The sequence below is a fragment of the Fluviicoccus sp. genome (assembly GCF_030646115.1).
GTDB lineage: Bacteria > Pseudomonadota > Gammaproteobacteria > Pseudomonadales > Moraxellaceae > Fluviicoccus.
Map to the genome: position 1 here is coordinate 88,260 of NZ_JAUSMX010000002.1, position 17,202 is coordinate 105,461.

14 protein-coding genes and 1 tRNA gene are annotated in these 17,202 nt (G+C 58.4%); 6 read left to right on the top strand and 9 right to left on the bottom strand.

What is annotated here, in order from left to right; translation table 11 throughout:
* Positions 1-12 precede the first annotated feature (12 nt).
* The 5 genes from Q7T36_RS00470 to Q7T36_RS00490 all read left to right on the top strand — a co-directional run bounded on the left by Q7T36_RS00470 (position 13) and on the right by Q7T36_RS00490 (position 3,344).
* Positions 13-1,020: a hypothetical protein gene (locus tag Q7T36_RS00470; protein ID WP_304842849.1), complete on the top strand. Its 1,008-nt coding sequence runs from the start codon at positions 13-15 to the stop codon at positions 1,018-1,020.
* Between the two features lie 99 nt (positions 1,021-1,119).
* A complete protein-coding gene (gene minC, locus Q7T36_RS00475; RefSeq protein WP_304842851.1) occupies positions 1,120-1,818 on the top strand; it encodes a septum site-determining protein MinC in 699 nt (232 codons plus the stop codon).
* Between the two features lie 33 nt (positions 1,819-1,851).
* The gene (minD, locus tag Q7T36_RS00480) at positions 1,852-2,679 is read left to right on the top strand and encodes a septum site-determining protein MinD (protein WP_304842853.1); all 828 of its coding nucleotides are present in this window, start codon (positions 1,852-1,854) and stop codon (positions 2,677-2,679) included.
* Positions 2,680-2,682: 3 nt separating this feature from the next.
* Positions 2,683-2,964: a cell division topological specificity factor MinE gene (gene minE, locus Q7T36_RS00485; RefSeq protein ID WP_304842855.1), complete on the top strand. Its 282-nt coding sequence runs from the start codon at positions 2,683-2,685 to the stop codon at positions 2,962-2,964.
* 80 nt (positions 2,965-3,044) lie between these two features.
* Entirely contained in the window at positions 3,045-3,344 is a 300-nt protein-coding gene (locus Q7T36_RS00490; RefSeq protein ID WP_304842857.1) for a PA4642 family protein, read from the top strand.
* Between the two features lie 88 nt (positions 3,345-3,432).
* On the opposite strand, the gene Q7T36_RS00495 is transcribed toward Q7T36_RS00490, so the two are convergent.
* Positions 3,433-4,062 carry a TetR/AcrR family transcriptional regulator gene (locus tag Q7T36_RS00495; RefSeq protein WP_304842859.1) on the bottom strand — a complete coding sequence of 210 codons (630 nt, stop codon included), beginning with the start codon at positions 4,060-4,062 and terminating at the stop codon, positions 3,433-3,435.
* 53 nt (positions 4,063-4,115) lie between these two features.
* Positions 4,116-8,855, bottom strand: a complete 4,740-nt coding sequence (locus Q7T36_RS00500) for an NAD-glutamate dehydrogenase domain-containing protein (protein ID WP_304842861.1) — start codon at positions 8,853-8,855, stop codon at positions 4,116-4,118.
* Positions 8,856-9,008: 153 nt separating this feature from the next.
* On the opposite strand from Q7T36_RS00500, the gene Q7T36_RS00505 reads away from it, so the two are divergent.
* Positions 9,009-10,538 (top strand): mechanosensitive ion channel family protein, encoded by a 1,530-nt coding sequence (locus Q7T36_RS00505; protein ID WP_304842863.1) that lies wholly within the window; start codon positions 9,009-9,011, stop codon positions 10,536-10,538.
* 75 nt (positions 10,539-10,613) lie between these two features.
* Here the strand turns inward: Q7T36_RS00505 and Q7T36_RS00510 are convergent.
* From Q7T36_RS00510 to Q7T36_RS00540, 7 genes are all read right to left on the bottom strand, one after another.
* Positions 10,614-10,698, bottom strand: a tRNA-Leu gene (locus tag Q7T36_RS00510).
* A gap of 37 nt (positions 10,699-10,735) precedes the next feature.
* Positions 10,736-11,599: a rhomboid family intramembrane serine protease GlpG gene (gene glpG / locus Q7T36_RS00515; protein ID WP_304842865.1), complete on the bottom strand. Its 864-nt coding sequence runs from the start codon at positions 11,597-11,599 to the stop codon at positions 10,736-10,738.
* Positions 11,592-12,650: an aminopeptidase gene (locus tag Q7T36_RS00520; RefSeq protein ID WP_304842867.1), complete on the bottom strand. Its 1,059-nt coding sequence runs from the start codon at positions 12,648-12,650 to the stop codon at positions 11,592-11,594. Before Q7T36_RS00520 ends, glpG begins: the two co-directional genes overlap by 8 nt.
* A gap of 178 nt (positions 12,651-12,828) precedes the next feature.
* Positions 12,829-14,043, bottom strand: a complete 1,215-nt coding sequence (locus Q7T36_RS00525) for an alginate export family protein (RefSeq protein WP_304842869.1) — start codon at positions 14,041-14,043, stop codon at positions 12,829-12,831.
* 101 nt (positions 14,044-14,144) lie between these two features.
* A complete protein-coding gene (locus Q7T36_RS00530; RefSeq protein WP_304842872.1) occupies positions 14,145-14,939 on the bottom strand; it encodes an ABC transporter ATP-binding protein in 795 nt (264 codons plus the stop codon).
* Between the two features lie 15 nt (positions 14,940-14,954).
* On the bottom strand, positions 14,955-15,800 hold the full coding sequence (ntrB, locus tag Q7T36_RS00535; protein WP_304842874.1) for a nitrate ABC transporter permease: 846 nt from the start codon (positions 15,798-15,800) through the stop codon (positions 14,955-14,957).
* Between the two features lie 24 nt (positions 15,801-15,824).
* On the bottom strand, positions 15,825-17,126 hold the full coding sequence (locus Q7T36_RS00540) for a CmpA/NrtA family ABC transporter substrate-binding protein (protein WP_304842876.1): 1,302 nt from the start codon (positions 17,124-17,126) through the stop codon (positions 15,825-15,827).
* Between the last annotated feature and the right edge of the window lie 76 nt (positions 17,127-17,202).

Consider the following 17,202-nt stretch of genomic DNA (forward strand, 5'->3'; position numbering starts at 1 on the left):
CGGAATGCTTTGATGCCCATTCGCTGGCATGCCCTGAAACAACACCGTCATGAAGCACCATGGCTGGTGGTCGACCTGTTCGTACTGCTGCTGGTTTCAGTCAACCTGCTGTGGTTGCTGGCGGACAATCTGCTGCTGGACAGCGGCGCCGGTATCCTGCTCAACCAATTCCGGCCGGATATCGCCCCATGGTATGAACAGCACTGGCACCGGCCCGCCCTGCTCTTTGATACCGTGCTGACCGGGTTGCTGATTGGTGAGTTGCTGTTGCGCTGGGGTATTGCCGTTCGCCGTAAAACTTATCACCGCTGGTTTTTCTATCCCTTCATACATTGGTATGACGTGCTGGGTTGCCTGCCAGGACTGCAAGCATTGCGGCTGTTCAGGCTGGTGTCGATTTTCTACCGTCTCAATCGCATGGGCCTGCTGCTGTTTGGCACCGGTTTGATTGATACCGTTCAGAAGTACTACAACGTCATTCTGGAAGAGATTTCCGACCGGATTGTGCTGAACGTCCTGGAGGGCGTGCAGCAGGAAATCCGTTCCGGCGGACCGGTTTCCGAACAGGTGCGCGCACGCATACTGGACCCGCACCGGCAGGCGCTGGTGCAATGGGTCTCGGTCAGCCTAAGTCAGGTAACGGCCCACAGTTACCGGCAGCATGAGCAGGCGCTGGCCGTTTATCTGGAGCAGGTCATTGCCGAAGCGGTCAGGCAAAGCCCGGAGTGGCAGGCGCTGCGCCGGAAACTTCCGTTGGTGGGCGGCCGCGTGGAGCAGGAAATCAATGAGGTGGTTTCAGGCCTGGTGAATGCCATGACTGCGCGGATACTGCGGGATCTGGGGCAGCCGGACAATCAGGCGCTGGGGATATTGTCCGGGTCGCTTTATGACAATTTCACTCGTCCCGATCCGCAACTTTCGCATACGGTCGAGCAGATTGCACTGGAGGCCATTGATCTGATCAAGGCCCAAGTATCCATTCAGCATTGGAAACGCGAGGAAGCCGGGGAAAAATCGTAAAAGGGTGTGCCATTCGTCTTGTCTTGCCTCTAAACTAGCAGTATCTTCCGCCTTTCGCCTGCTGCTTTACGGGCAACTTCATCCAAGACGATTATACCTATGGAAGAACAACGGGCCTTGCGCTTGATGGGTCGTATCCTGACCCTTTCCCGGCTGAAAGTTCAGTCGGACAACACCCAGACGATCATTGAAGACCTGACCCAGTTGACGGTGGATAACCCCAACCTGAAACAGGGTCTGCCGGTCATCATTGAGTCCCAGATTGACATCGATCTCGCCTGGCTGGTCAAGATTCTGCGCAAGACCGGGCTGCAAATCCTCGGAGTGTCCGACGGCATACTCGCCCCGCAGGCAGCCGCACTGGATTTACCCATTCTTCCCCCGGACCATACCCAACCGCGTACGGTGAAAGCACCTGTCGCGGCAACGCCGAAGGCCAGTGCGCCTGTCGCGGCGGCGCCCGCCCTGCCGAGTCGTATCATCACCGAACCGGTTCGCTCCGGCCAGCAGGTCTATGCCGAGAACAGCGACCTGATTGTGCTGGCGCCGGTCAGCGCCGGAGCCGAGCTGATAGCCGACGGTTCCATCCATGTTTACAACACTTTGCGGGGCCGCGCCATTGCCGGTGCGGCCGGAAATCCTGACGCCCGGATCTTTTGCAAGAAGCTGGAGGCCGAATTGCTGGCCATTGCCGGTGTATATATGGTTTCTGAACAAATTCCGACACAATTGCACGGTAAAGGAGTGCAGTGCCGACTGTCTGCGGACAGTCATTTAGAGATAGAATCGCTCGATTGATCAACTGTACTTTTTACTGGGGGAAATGGAACCGTGGCCAAAGATAAAGCCAAAGGCAAAGTCATCGTGGTTACTTCAGGCAAGGGTGGTGTCGGCAAGACGACAACCAGCGCCTCGTTCGCCACCGGACTCGCCAAGCTCGGTCACAAGACCGTCGTCATCGATTTTGACGTCGGCTTGCGTAACCTGGACCTGATCATGGGTTGTGAGCGCCGCGTGGTTTTTGACTTCGTTAATGTTATTCACAACGAAGCCCGTATCCAGCAAGCGCTGATCAAGGACAAGAACCTTGATAATCTTTATGTCCTGGCGGCATCCCAGACCCGCGACAAGGATGCCCTGACCCAGGAAGGTGTCGAGCGCGTGCTGAATGAGCTGAAGCAGGATTTTGATTTCATCATCTGCGATTCCCCGGCCGGAATTGAGAAAGGCGCCCACTTGGCCATGTATTTTGCCGATGAAGCGCTGGTGGTAACCAATCCCGAAGTTTCGTCCGTTCGTGACTCTGACCGCGTGTTGGGCCTGCTGGCCAGCAAGACGAAGAAAGTCGAGTCCGGACAGGGCCGTTTGAAGGAACACCTGGTTCTGACCCGGTACAACCCCAAGCGTGTCGAAAACGGCGAAATGATGTCGGTGCAGGACGTCCAGGACATTCTGTCCATAGATCTGCTCGGTGTCATTCCGGAGTCTCCGGCTGTCCTCACCTCTTCCAATGACGGCTCGCCCGTGATCAATGACCAGAATAGTGACGCCGGTAAGGCTTACGACGATCTGGTCGCTCGTTTTCTGGGCGAGGATCGCCCGCATCGCTTCATGAATGTTGAGAAAAAAGGATTGCTCGCCTGGTTGCTGGGGGGTTAAGTCATGGCTTGGTACGAAAAGATCTTCGGCACAGAAAAGAAGAGCACGGCATCCACCGCCAAGAATCGCTTGATGGTGCTGGTTGCCACCGACCGCCCTGGCCGTGATGGCAATGGAGCGGCTTATTTGCCCAAGCTGCGTGAGGAAATCCTCGCGGTAGTCCGCAAGTATGTTCAGGTCGCCGACAGTTCGGTGGAAATCAGCCTGCAAAAGAAGGATGGCATGGAGGTTCTGGAAATGGACATTACCTTGCCTGAAGAAAGCAGCGCCCCATCGAAGTCCTGACTGTTTCAGGCCCGTCATTCCTGACGGGCCAAGGCTGCTTCACGCAAACTCCCTGCATATTTCTTTCTGGAAACTCTTACATGGCTTTGTCACAACCCGCCCGTTTCGGCGAAGACTGGAATGACGACCGCGTGCGCGGCTATCTGGACCGCCAGCCTCCTGCCGGTGTTTCGGCGGATTTCCATGTGCTGCACACAGCTTACAAGCACATGCGCGCTTATGATTTCGAGCGGTTCATCGCCCTGTTCCTGGAGGACGGACGCAACATCAACGCCCTCAATGAGAACGGCAAGACCCTGCTGGACCTGGTGCGGGAAAACCCGGTATCCGTGGATTTCGTGCATATTCTGGAAGACGCGGTCCAGAAATCCGCCGAGTGACCGATGACGGGCCGGACAAGATTTCGGCCTGTATCTCCCGGACTGTTCCTCGCTTTATCCTTCCCTGCCCACCGACTGCAGTGACAGACTAGCCGGTAAACATGGCCCAGCAGGCCTCCTCTGCTTTCTCCATCACCTCAACATCCAGTGTCAGGTAGCCGGTATAGGCCGCTTTGCGCAATCCGACAAACGCCCCCCAGATCAAGGCCATCAATGCGCCAGGTTCCATGTGCCGGGCCGTGCCTTTCTTTCGCGCATCCAGGCAGAATTGCCACACGGGCAGCAATACCTGCAATTCAATCTGGCGGCTGATGTCATCCAGGTACGGTGCATGATCCTGCAATTCCAGAAACCGGAACTCCAGGGGATAACTGTCGGCAAATTGCACCAGGCGCTGCCAGAACAGGTGAAACAGGTCCCGTGGCGGCAGGCTGACATCGAAACTGTCGACCCTGAGGGTGTCGCGAAGCAAGGTTTTGGCGCGCTGGAAGACGGAATTCACCAACGCTTCCTTGCTGTCGAAATAGCGGTAAATGGTGCCGGTTCCGACGTCGGCCAGTTTGGCGACATCGGGCACCGCCGTGCCGTGAAAACCCCGCTGCGTAAACAGCGTCAGGGCTGCTTTGAGAATGGCGTCCTGTTTCAGCTGTTGTTTGGCGGGCAAGTGTGTTGCAGGTGAAGTCATGATGATCGTGGCAATCCATGAATGAATGTTCATTCATGGATTGCACGCTTTCCAGACCTGCTTGTCAAGCCGGTATGCCGGGGTTGTCAGAAACGCACCAATTCACTCATCAGGATTTCAAGGCGGGATTGCACCACCATGAAGGCGGCATAGCTGCCCAGCTCATGATCGTTCAGGCGCTGGTGGAAAAGCTCCCATTCCTTCAGCGTCTTGATATGCAATCCTAACCATTGACTGATCCAGTCCTGGGCGTCTTCGCCGGTAGGTTGCCATTGCCCCAAAGTATGGGCGGTCAGGCGCGCCATTTGCTGTTGAAATGCGGAGCGCATGGCGTCACGGGCCTGAGACTCCCAATGGCTGGCCACGGGCAGCGCCTGCAAGGCACGTTGTACCTGCGCCAAACCCAGTTGCTCTTCCAGGGACACATAAAAGTGAGCCGCCACCTGTACCGGAACATCGCGTTCCCGCGCCAGCCGGCAGATGTCCAGCATATGCACTATCTGATCCAGTGCAGACAAACGGCCTGCCAAGGCTTCCGGAAAGCCCTGCCCTGTCAGGGTCTGGCGCAACTTCAACCAGTCTTCGCGGCGCTGGCGGTTGAAATGATCCGGGACGTGGTTCAGCAAGTCGCCGAGGATGGCGAAGCTGGCAATGCGGCGAAAACAGGGTTGATCCCCCTGGGCGTCCAGTAACCAGTCACAGGTGCGGCGGGTCACTTTTTGCAGCATCGAAAACTGCCCCGTCACCGTTGCCGGCGGCAGTTGCGCCGACATAGCTTCCAGTTGCAGCCACAGGTCGTCCAGATCCAGGATTTGTTTGGCGGTGACCCAGGCTTGGGCGATGCGGACTCCGGTAACACCGGGCTTGCGCAGCAGGCGCGCCAGCGCCCCCATGCCCAGTCGTTCGGTCAACTGGCCGGCGAGGCGGGTCGCGGCCAGCGCCAGGGCCAGCGGGTGCTCCCGCAGGCGACCGCCAAAGCGGCGGACGGCCGCCTCAGGGAACGCGCCGTCCAGTTCGGCGGTCAACAAACTGTCAGCGCCCAATTCCGCACTGGCCAGTGACGATTTCAGCCAGTTCTTGGTATAGGCCATCAAGACGGCCAGCTCGGGACGGGTCAGGGGTTGGCGGTTTCGTGCACGTTCCTCCCAGCCGCGATGGTCAGGCAGGAATTCCAGTTTGCGATCCAGCCCTGCCCGTTCCTCCAGGAATTCAGCCAGATTGCCATATTCACGGTGACGGTGTTCGGCATCATGGGCGGCAATGCCCAGGCAACGCACCTGTCCGTGGTTGTTGGCCAGCACCGCCGCCGAGACTTCCTGTTCCCATTCATGCAGCCAGGCGGAGGCTTCGTCCGGCGTCAGCCGTGCGGCGCGGATTTCACGATGCAGGAAGATCTTGAGATTGACTTCATGGTCCGAGCAGTCGACGCCGCCGGAATTGTCGATGGCATCGGTGTGGCAACGTCCACCCTTCAGGGCATATTCAATGCGGGCGCGCTGGGTCAGGCCCAGATTTCCGCCTTCACAAACGATTCGGGCGCAAAGCTGCCCGGCGTCAATGCGCACCGTGTCATTGCTGCGGTCGCCTGCCTGGGCATGGGTCTCCTCAGAGGACTTGATGTAAGTGCCGATACCACCATTCCAGAGCACATCCACACGCATGGCGAGCATGGCGCGAACCACTTCATCCGGGGTGGCGGTGTCCGCAGACAAATCCAGCATCTGGCGGACTTGGGGCGATAACGGAATCTGACGGTTTTGCCGTGAAAACACCCCGCCTCCGGCGGAAATGCATTCAGGGTTATAAAATTCCCAGCTGCCCTGACGGCCGGTGAACAACCGCTGCCGTTCTTCCCAGGCAATTTCCGGTTCGGGATCGGGGTCGAGGAAGATATGGCTGTGACTGAAGGCAGCTTTCAATTTCACGGTTCGAGATAGCTGCAATCCATTGCCGAACACATCCCCTGACATACTGCCGATGCCGCACATGCTGAAACTGTCTGTCAGCGGATTGAAGCCGCACTCCCTGGCCAGCGCCGTCAGGGCGACAAAGGCGCCGCGAGCGGTAATGCCCAGTTCCTTGTGGTCATAACCGTTGCTGCCGCCGGATGCAAAAGCGTCGCCCAGCCAGAAATTATATTCAGCCGAAAGCGCATTGGCCGTGTCGGAAAACGAGGCCGTTCCCTTGTCCGCGGCCACCACCAGATAGGCGTCGTCGGGGTCCATGGCAACGACACCTGAGGGCGGAACCAATCGGTCGTCTACCCGGTTGTCGGTCAGGTCCAGCAGGCCCCGGATGAATATCCGGTAGGCATTGAGGCCGCGTTCCTGACGAGTCTCACCCGGACAGTTCTCCCTAACCACAAACCCGCCCTTGGAGCCCACCGGAACAATCACGGCATTTTTCACTTGCTGGGCTTTGACCAGTCCCAGTACTTCCGTGCGGAAATCCTCGGGTCGTTCCGACCAGCGCAAGCCGCCGCGCGCCACCGGCCCAAAGCGCAGGTGGACTCCGGAAACCTCCGGCGCATGCACAAATATTTCACGCCAGGGCCGTGGCTCGGGCAACTCGGGGATTTCACGGCTGGCCAGCTTGAAGCTGAGGCGGTTGTGGCGAATGCTGTCCTGACGGTAAAACGAGGTGCGTTGCATGGCCTGAATAAGTGTCCGGAATTGCTGCAGAATCCGGTCATCCGATTGACCCGCCACCAGGCTCAGCGCCTTGTCCAGGGCGGCGGCAACGTCCTGCTGCCTGCGTTGGCGCTCGCCGTTCAGGGCCGGATCAAAGCGGGCGTGAAACAGATCCAGTAACAGCCGCCCCACACCGGGATAGCGGGTCAGGGCATCTGCCTGGGCCTGCGCAGACAACGGAAACCCGGATTGCTTCAACCAGGCGGACAGCGCCCGGAACAGGTTGGCTTCCCGCCAGCGACAGGGAAGCAGGGTGACCATGCGGTTGAAAACATCGGCTTCCGCCTCGCCCCTCCACAGCACCTGCATCGCTTCACGCACACAGGACAAGGATTGCACCTGGGACTCCTTGGCCAGGCTTTCCGGCAATTCCGTACGGAAATCATGCAGCCACAGGCAGCTGTCCTGAAGCAGCAAGCCATAGGTGTTTTCGTTCAGCACCTTCAGGCCGAAACTTTCCAGAATGGGCATGACACGCGACAGCGACAATTGCTGGTGCCAGTTCAGCAGCTTGAACCGTGCGCACCGGCCCTCTGCCGGAATGACTTCAACCGCCAGGGGGGCGTCCGGACGCTGTGTTTCCAGCCAGCCGATATCCACGGCGGCATCCAGGGCGCGGTAGTGGTCTTTGTAGTTGTCGGGAAAGACCGTCTGGTAGCGCCGAAAAAGCTGGTTGGCCAACACGGGCGGATACTTGGCAATCAGTGCGGTCAATAATTCATCGTCCCAAGTGCGGGCCAAGCGCTTGAGCACGGCTTCCGTTTCATCCACATTGATGGCTGGCGGTGACAAATGCGCAAATACCAGCAACAGGTGCAGCCGGATCCAGCGGTGCTCGGACACAAACGGAGTCACTTCGACATCGGTAGCGTTAAAACGGGCCTGCAGGAACTCGGCGGTGCGGCTGACGAAGGCTTCGTTGAAAACCGGCTTGGGCAGGTAGATGAATACCGAGACAAAACGCTTCCAGGGGTCCAGACGCCAGATGAAGCGCAATTCATTACCGTACTTCTGCTTGACCATGGGCAGAAAGGCTTCCAGCAAATCAGATTCGCTGGCGAGCAATAGTTCGTCACGGGGGTGGGTGCGCAGCAGGCGGTCGAAGTTGCGGCCCTCATGGCTCAGCTTGCGCAGTCCGGAAACGATATCCAGCCCCGACAGTTTCTGGCGCAGCACCGGCATGGTCATGGGATCATGCTGCTGCACACGGCTGGTGTAGAGGCCCATGATGCGGTAAACGCTGCCGTCCGGGGTGGGGATGATGATGATATCGGCTTGGCGGTCATGGTGGATGGGCGAGCGGCTGAGGGACTTGGCGAAAAAAATGCCGGGATGCTCTTCGGGAACCGGTTGTTCAGTCAGCCAGTCCGGCTCCATGCCCGGCCATGACGCCAAACCGCACTTTTCAATTTCGCCGTCGGGCTTCTGGTAAAGCATGGCCAGAAAGGTGAAGTGACTGCGCGCCAGCCATTGCAGGAACGCATGGCTTTCCATGCGATTGACCGCTTCGTCACTGCCTCTGGGCAGGTTTTCAATCAGGTTTTGCCCAATCTGCCGGCACAGTGTCTGCATGCGCGGATAATCAGTGACGACACTGTGCAGCATGCCCAAGGCATTGCGGATGTCCGCATCCAGCGCTGTCAGCGCCGGTCCTTCGTAGAGCCCGGCCAGCTCGATATGAATGAGGGTGCGGTATTCCGAGGCCTGCGCCTCCAGCGGAGAAGGAATGCCCTGGATACGCAGCCCCCGGTCGCGGCGCAGCGGCAGGTTCAAATCCATCAATGTCAGGATTTCGCAATCACTGCGGTTGAGGATAATTCGCAATGTGTTCAGCAGGAAAGGCATTTCCCGGGCGCAGACTTCCACCACGGTTCCGTCCGCGCGCCATCCCTCCTTCACTACATCGGGGTTGAAAACGCGCACTTCAATGTCTTGCCGAGCTTCCTCCGCAAACCGCCAGAAATCCAGCAGGCAGGCGCTCAATGAGTGCGGGGTGTATCGCCGCAGTTCATCGGGCAGCAAGGCCCGCACCCCATGTTCCCCGAACTGGCGGAAAACCTCGCCTCCCGCCGCCGAGCAAGCGTCCAGACAGGCTTGTCGGGTCTGCTGCAACCAGGCTTCGGTCGTGGTGATCATGAGGCTCTCCTTGTTGTTATGCCGGGCGGACCGGGGGGAATTATGTGCCCTAAATATAGCCCAACGGCATGATAAAAACGGCTTTATCTTTGAGCACTCGTGCAAGGTTTGCTTTAATGTCAGTCAACTCCTGACTCTGAACGGCTTTCCGATATGACCAACCTGATTCCCGATTCGCTGATGTCGGCCCTGATGGCGTCCTGGCATCACGAATACCTGAACGCCTTGCTGCTGATTGCCCTGTCACTGGGCATTCTGGCGCGGTTCCGGTCGGAAGGCCTGTCCATTGTGCGCAACTCGCTGATCATGGCGCTGATCAGCTTGTTGCTGGCCGTGGCCGGCGGCGTCTGCCGCTTTCTGGATCTGGCGCTGGCGGCGCGCGTTCTGGATGAGATTACCGTCATCCTGGTGGGCGTACTGACCTTGCGGGTGACCGGACTGGCGTTGTTCCGGGTGTTCATGCCGCTGCTGCGGGTAACCCCGCCGCGCATCCTCGAAGATATTTTCCTGGTGCTGGCCTATATCGCTTGGGGCATGGTGCGCCTGAGCCAGGCCGGCGTTAACCTTTCCGGGCTGGTGACGACATCGGCGGTGATTACCGGGATCATCGCTTTCTCGATGCAGGAAACGCTGGGCAACATCCTGGGCGGTCTGGCGCTGCAGCTGGATGACTCGCTGACCATTGGCGACTGGATCAAAGTGGATGATGTCAGTGGCCAGGTGGTGGAGGTTCACTGGCGGCATACAGCGGTGCGCACCCGTAACGGGGAGATCGTAGTGCTGCCCAACAGTTTGTTGATGAAGGCCAAGGTGATTATTCTCAGCAGTACCGATGTGCCGCAGTGGCGGCGCTGGGTGTGGTTCAGCCTCAGTAACCGGGTATCGCCGCAACGGGTGATTGATGCCGTGGAGAAGTCGCTGGACGAAGCCGAGATTCCGTTGGTCAGCCGCAATCCCAAGCCTAATTGCGTCCTGATGGACTTCAAGGACGGCTTGGCGGTCTATGCGGTGCGATACTGGCTGACGGATGCCCAGGTGGATGATCCCACAGACTCCGCCATCCGTGTGCATGTGTTTGCGGCGTTGTGCCGTCATGGCTACGGGCTGGCCTCGCCGGTGATGGATGTGACGATGACCGCGCAGTCACTGGAAAATGATAACCGTCGCCGCGATGCCGAAGCTGCCGTGCGGGTACGCACCCTGCGCGGCATGGAGTTGTTTTCCAGCCTGTCTGATGAGGAGTTGCAGCATTTGGCGCATACCTTGACTTGGGCGCCGTTTGCCAAGGGCGATGTGATTACGCGGCAAGGGGCGGTGGCGCACTGGTTGTATGTGCTGGTGAACGGGGAAGTGGATATCTGGTACGAAGTGAACGAGCATGAGCGCCGGTTCCTGACCACCCTGCCCTCCGGCCGGGTTTTCGGCGAAATGGGCCTGATGACCGGTGAACCACGTCGGGCGACGGTGATTGCGCGCTCGGATGTGGAGTGCTATCGAATCGACAAGCCGAGTTTTGAATTGATCATGCATACGCGCCCGGAACTGGCGGAGGAATTTGCCCGGATTCTGGCTGAGCGCAGCGTGCAGTTGGTGGCGGTAAAACAGGATTCCAGCGGCCATGAGCAGCATCAGGCCAAGATTCTGGACGGGATCAGACGGTTTTTCAGGCTGGAGGGGAAGTAATAAACACGCCTCGCTCAGGTGGCTGGCGCAGACTCGCGCCAGACCGGCTTGAGGGCATGGCGGAGAAAACGGAGTTGGTGCGGGTGATAGGACTTGAACCTACACGGGTCTCCCCGCCAGAACCTAAATCTGGTGCGTCTACCAATTTCGCCACACCCGCAACAGGGGCGGTATCATACCAGAAATACCGCCCGCCGCTAGTCCGCCTTTGCGGACAGACGATGCAATAGTCCGAATAACACGCCCAGCAACATCCCCACCACCAGACCCGAGGCATGGGCGGCATTCGCCATTTTGCCCAGCACATTGTCCAGCAGTCCGGTATAACCCAGCAGCAGCCAGCCCACCATGAAGATCACGATTTCCTTGCGCAGGCGGAAGCCGATACGAGGGTTCACCAGAGGATAAATCCAGATGTAGCCCAGCAAACCGTAAACCACCGCTGACAAGCCGCCAAAACCGCTGCCGCTTTCCCGGAACTGCCAGAAATTACTGACCAGCGCCGTCACCAGAAAAACCCCCAGCAATTGCAGGCGTGACTGCGTGCGCTCAACCAGCCCGCCCAAGTCCCACCACCACAGCAGGTTGAAAAGCAGGTGCACCAGATTGAAATGGATGAAAACCGGCGTCAGGAAGCGCCAACCTTCAGACATTGACTGTGCGGGGGCATCCGGAAAACGCAAGGCTTCAAACACCTGTTGCGGATTGGCGCTGAACACGAGGAAAACCCCGATGCAGGCTACCGTGACCACCAGCGTCAATATCCCGCCGCGCGCCCATAATCCTTTCAAAACGCCGGCGGCACCGCCCTTCCGACGGTTGACCGGTTGTTGCACCACCCGCCCGCTTTGCCAGGAGGACTGCCAGTACTTGTTGTCTTCCGGATTATCCATGAACTCTTCCAGCTCCAGCCGGGCTCTTTCGGCATCGCTGTCGTGGTTCAGGAAAATGGCAAAGCGATCGGTTTCAACCTCCACCCGATTGGGAATGCCCAGACTGCTGAGGTAATCGCTGAAGGCCAGGGCAACTCGGTGCTCGGCAAAGGCGGCCAGTTCAATCATGCAGTAATTCCACCTGTGAGCGGGAATAGTTCAGGATACGGTAGCGCTCGGCCTTGGGTAGTTTCTCCATGGCCTTGCACTTGGCAAAAAAAGCAGGCAAGTCGTTGCCGGTTGAAGCCAGCAAGGCATCCAGCGCCGGCACCAGGTCGTGATACACCGAGACGCTGTTGATGCGGGCGTTGTTCACCCCGGCAAACCAGCCATCATACCCGGCAAAGCCCGACCATTGGCTGGTCTTGAGCTGTTGATACGCATGGCGCAGGCTGTCCAGTGTTTGCTGCTTGCCGCTGCGTTTCTGTTCTGCGGAAAGCGATGACTGGTAAAGTGCGTTCAGTTGCTGCCGGTATTGTTGCACCATTTCGGCAAACTGGTGCTGCCGCTCCAACCGTTTCAGGACAGCGTCAAGGTCGTCGGGGCGACCGACCAGATACCGGCGCAGCGATTCATGCGCCACCACTTCGGCGAAACTTTCGTTGAATACCGGGTCGTCCTTGGCGTACACCACCTGATGCGCCAGTTCATGAAACACTAGCTCGGCCAGATCGGGCGCCCGCCGCTCCAGCTGGCTGCTGAGCAGTGAATCGCGGAACCAGCCGAGGGTGGAATAGGCCGCGACCTTGCCGATATGCGTGTCATAGCCCTGCGCTTGCAGTTGCGCGGCAAAGTCGTTGGCGAGGCTCTCGTTAAAATAGTTACGGTAGGCCAGGCAGCCGACAACCCAGTAGCACCAGCTTTTGGCTTGCAGGGAAAGTTCGGGCGTGGCCGCCACGGACCACAGGGCATAGGGTCGGCGGATATCGACATAGGTGTCGAATTGCTTGTCGGCGGGAAGGCCGAGGCTGGCGGCGAAGGTCCGGATTTCCTGCAACGCCATCAGGCGTTCGTTGAGTTTGGGCGGGGTATGGGGATTGGCCAGCAGCTTGCTGACGGATTGGCGCTGGCTGAGCATTTGCCATTGCCCCTTGCCCAGATGACCGAAGTATGCGGCGGACTGGCAACCGCTCAGCAGCAGGGTTATCAGGCCGCCCATGGCCATTCGCCACTTGCTCATTGTGTTCGATGTCTTGTCTGGAAGTTGGCGGATTCTAGCAGGTTTTGGGCGGTAGCCAGCTTCTGCAGGCTTAGAACAGCATTGGGTTTTTGAATAAAAAAGCCGTCTTGCGACGGCATTCCTCACGGACAACGCTGTGTTATCTTATTGTTTTAATTATTATTTTAATCAGTGAAGCTTAAAACTTGTAAGCCATCTGCAGCCAGGTCTTCTTCAAATCCGTATTCTTCGTTGTCCCCGCCAAAGTCAACGCCGTATCATCAGACTGATAATCCGCAAACTTCAGCAACAACGACAAATTGCGATTCACCGGCTTCATCACCGAAAAATTCAACTCCTGACCAAAATCCAGCCCCCCGTCATTCGACTTGAAACTGTGCGCCGCCACCACAAAATTCAAACCCCAATACTTCGCCAGCAACTTCAGATTGGTATCTTCCAACCCCTTGCCCGGAGTCGCCAAAAACCGGTCCGCCCAACCATTAAAGGCATGCAGCGTCGCCAACGGCGTCTTGAACCCGGGCTCCAGCACCTCCTGCTGTACCTTCACCGTCACCGGCCCAAACTTGTAACCCAACTGGATATCCACATAATTCGCATCCAGAGTCGCCACACCGTCCTGATAATCCCCCTGCTTGGCAAAAGACACCTCGTACAGCGCATCACCCACCGACCCTTCCACTCGCGCCCCGGTATGCTGGAAGGACGTAGTCGGATTGAATGCCCCCACGGTTTCCTCTTCCTCCACCGCATAATAGAACCCGGAGGCGGTAACACCCCAGTTACCAAACACCTTGCTGTAACGGACATTGGCCATGGGCGCATTGACGCTGCGGGCCATGGTCATGCCCTGAATGGGATTGACCTTGTTGACATAAGCCAGGGTGAAGGTGGTGGCGGGCAGCAACACTTTGTTGGTATAGCTGAGGGCGTCAAAGGTCTGGTCATTCTGGCGCCAGCCGACATCGCCAATGAACCGGGCGTTATCCAGAACCAGCTTTTGACGGCCCAGCTTGACGCCATACCCTTCCAGAAAGGCCTGATTGACCTGCGTCACCATCACATCGGCAATCACCGGGAAATTCTTGCGCACCGCACTGGCGGTGACGCCGTCGTAGTAATCGTCCTGACCGAAGTCACTGACGTTTTCAAATTCAACCAGTCCGGTGACGCCCTTGTAATCGCCGGTCTTGTAGCCCAACACGGTGCGCAAACTCTGTGCATTGGCAGTTTCAACCTTGCCGGAGTCCTCCACCTGTTCGGCGCGAAGCCGTAGTTCGAGCGATGACTTGCCGCTGCTGAGTGCGGTCATGACATCGTCCAGCCCTTCGGCCAGCACCAGGGAGGGAAAAGCCGAAGCCACCATAACGGACATAGCCAGTAACTTGTTCATATGACACCTCGCGATTAGCCTAATGGAAGGCAAAATTCATCCAGACCAGCCCCCGCAGGGGCTGATGGAAGTCACAGCAAAGAAAGGGTTTGAGGGAAAAATCAGGCGGCTGCGGGCCGTAAATGCTTGCGGTAGAGGAAGTCCAGCACCACCGAGCGCAGTTGGTGATAGTGCAGATCGTTGGCCAGCGCCATGCGTTCACGGGGCTTCTTCAGGTCGACATCCAGAATCTCGCCAATGGTGGCGGAGGGGCCGTTGGTGAGCATGACGATGCGGTCGGAGAGCAGCACTGCCTCATCCACGTCATGCGTTACCATCACCACGGTCGCTTTCGTGGCGGCGACAATTTTCAGCAGCTCATCCTGGAGGTGGGCGCGGGTCAGGGCGTCCAGCGCGCCAAAAGGCTCGTCCAGCAGCAGCACCTTCGGTTCCATGGCCAAGGCGCGGGCAATGCCCACCCGCTGCTTCATGCCGCCGGAAATTTCCTTGGGGTACTTGTGGACGGCATGGTCCAGCCCCACCATTTTCAATGCGCTCAGGGTGCGCTCATTCAATTGCACCTTCTGTTCCTTGTCGCCAAAAACCCGTTCCACGGCCAGGAAGACGTTTTCATAACAAGTTAGCCACGGCAACAGCGAGTGGTTCTGGAAGACCACGCCCCGCTCCGGTCCCGGCCCCGAAATTTCGCGGCCGTTACAGATCAGGTAGCCTTCGCTGGGCAGCGTCAGCCCGGCAATCAGGTTGAGCAAGGTGGACTTGCCGCAACCGGAGTGGCCGATCAGGGAGACAAACTCGCCTTCACTGACGGTCAGGTTGACCTCTTTCAAGGCTTCAAAGGTGCCCTTCTTGGTCGGAAAGCGCATGCTGACGTTTTCAATACTCAGGTATTTGCTCATGATGGCTCTCCCCGCTTAGTTGTCGTAAGAGAAACGGTTGGCGATCTGGATCAGCATCTGTTCCAGCAGCAGGCCGACGATGCCCACCACAAAGATGGCGATGATGATATGTTCAACGTTGAGGTTGTTCCATTCGTCCCATACCCAGAAGCCGATGCCCACGCCGCCGGTCAGCATTTCCGCCGCCACAATCACCAGCCAGGCCACGCCTATGGAGAGACGTATGCCGGTCAGCAGGAACGGCAGCGACGCCGGGAACAGGATCTTGGTAAACACCTTCCATTCCGAAAGCCGCAACACGCGGGCCACGTTCAGGTAGTCCTGCGGCACCTGCGAGACACCGGCGGCCGTATTGAGGATGATGGGCCAGATGCTGGAGATGAAGATCACCCAGATGGAGGCCGGGTTGGCCGACTGGAACACCAGCAGGCCGATGGGCAGCCAGGCCAGCGGCGACACCGGCCGCAGCAGCGAGATCACCGGCGCAAACATGTCACCCAGAAACTTGACGCGGCCGATCAGGAAGCCCAGCGGGATGCCGATCAGGGCGGCCAGGCCGAAGCCCAGCCCCACCCGGCCCAGTGAGTTGAGGATGTTCCAGCCGATGCCCTGGTCATTGGGGCCGTTGTTGTAGAACGGATCGGAGAACAGTTCCACTGCTGAGTGCCAGGTGGACAACGGCCCCGGCAGTTCATGGCGGAACTGCGACAGCATGGCCCAGGCCAGAATGAACAGCGCCATGCCCAGCACCGGTGGAAAAGCCCAGCGTACAAAGGCCGCCGGTTTCAGGGCAATGGCGGGCAATGCCGGTTTCTTCATCGCAGGCGCCTTCTTGATGGTTTCAGTCAGGGTTGCAGTCATGTTCAATACTCCTGTCAGTCACTCTCAAACCTTGATCGCGAAGCTGGAGGCGTAGGCCTTGGGGTTGGAGCCGTCCCAAACCTTGCCGTCAAACAGCTTGCTGGTGCGCATGGGGCTGGCGGGTATGGCCACACCGACTTGCGAGGCTGCCTGTTTATACAGTTCGATCTGGTTGATGCCCTTGGCGACTGCCAGGTAATCCGGGTCGGACTTCAGCAGGCCCCAGCGGCGATGCTGTGTCAGGAACCACATGCCGTCGGACAGGTAAGGGAAGGTGACCTGGCCATTGTCGAAGAATTGCATCGGATGGGCGTCTTTCCACTTGCGGCCCATACCGTTGTCATAGTTGCCCAAGAAGCGCTGCTCGATGACCTGTTCCGGTGCATTGACGTAGGACTTGTCGGCAATCAGCTTGGCCACGGACGAACGGTTCTTCATGTCATCAATGTAGCGGGCCGCTTCCAGCACCGCCATCAGCATGGCGCGGGCGGTGTTGGGGTATTGCTGTACAAAGGCGCGGGTACAGCCCAGCACTTTTTCCGGGTGGTCGGCCCAGATGTCCTGGGTCGTGGCGGTGGTGAAGCCGATGTTGTCGTGAATGGCGCGTGCACCCCACGGCTCGCCCACACAGTAACCGTCCATGTTGCCGATACGCATGTTGGCCACCATTTGTGGTGGCGGCACCACGATGGTCTTCACATCCTGCATCGGATGGATGCCGTAGGCGGCCAGCCAGTAGTACAGCCACATGGCGTGCGTACCGGTGGGAAAGGTCTGGGCGAAGGTGTATTCGCGCTTGTTGCTGTCAATCATGCGCTTCAGGGACTTGCCGTCGACAACGCCCTGCTCTTTCAACTGGTTGGACAAGGTAATGGCCTGACCGTTCTGGTTCAGCGTCATCAGCACCGCCATGTCCTTGGCGGGGCCGCCGATGCCCAGTTGCACGCCGTAGACCAGGCCGTACAGCACATGGGCGGCATCCAGTTCGCCGTTCAGCAGCTTGTCGCGCACACCGGCCCAGGAGGCTTCCTTGCTGGGAGTGATCTTGATGCCGTACTTCTTGTCAAAGCCCAGAACCGAGGCCACGACAATCGGCGCACAGTCGGTCAACGGGATGAAGCCGATCTTGACTTCGGTCTTTTCCGGCTTGTCGCTGCCGGCGGCCCAGGCCGTGCTGCTGTGACTCATGGAAACCCCTCCCAGTAATCCGGCTCCGGCGGCCATGACGGATTTCCTCAGGAAATCACGGCGGGATTGACCCTCGGCGGCAACCTCGGCCGGTGTATCGTTTGACGTGGTCATGTGGTCTTCAGGAAGCTGCACCATGATAAATACCTCTGGGTTGTCAAAAAAAAGGCAAAAAAAAGGCGTCCCTCGGCTGCAAGCCTGAGGACGCCATTGT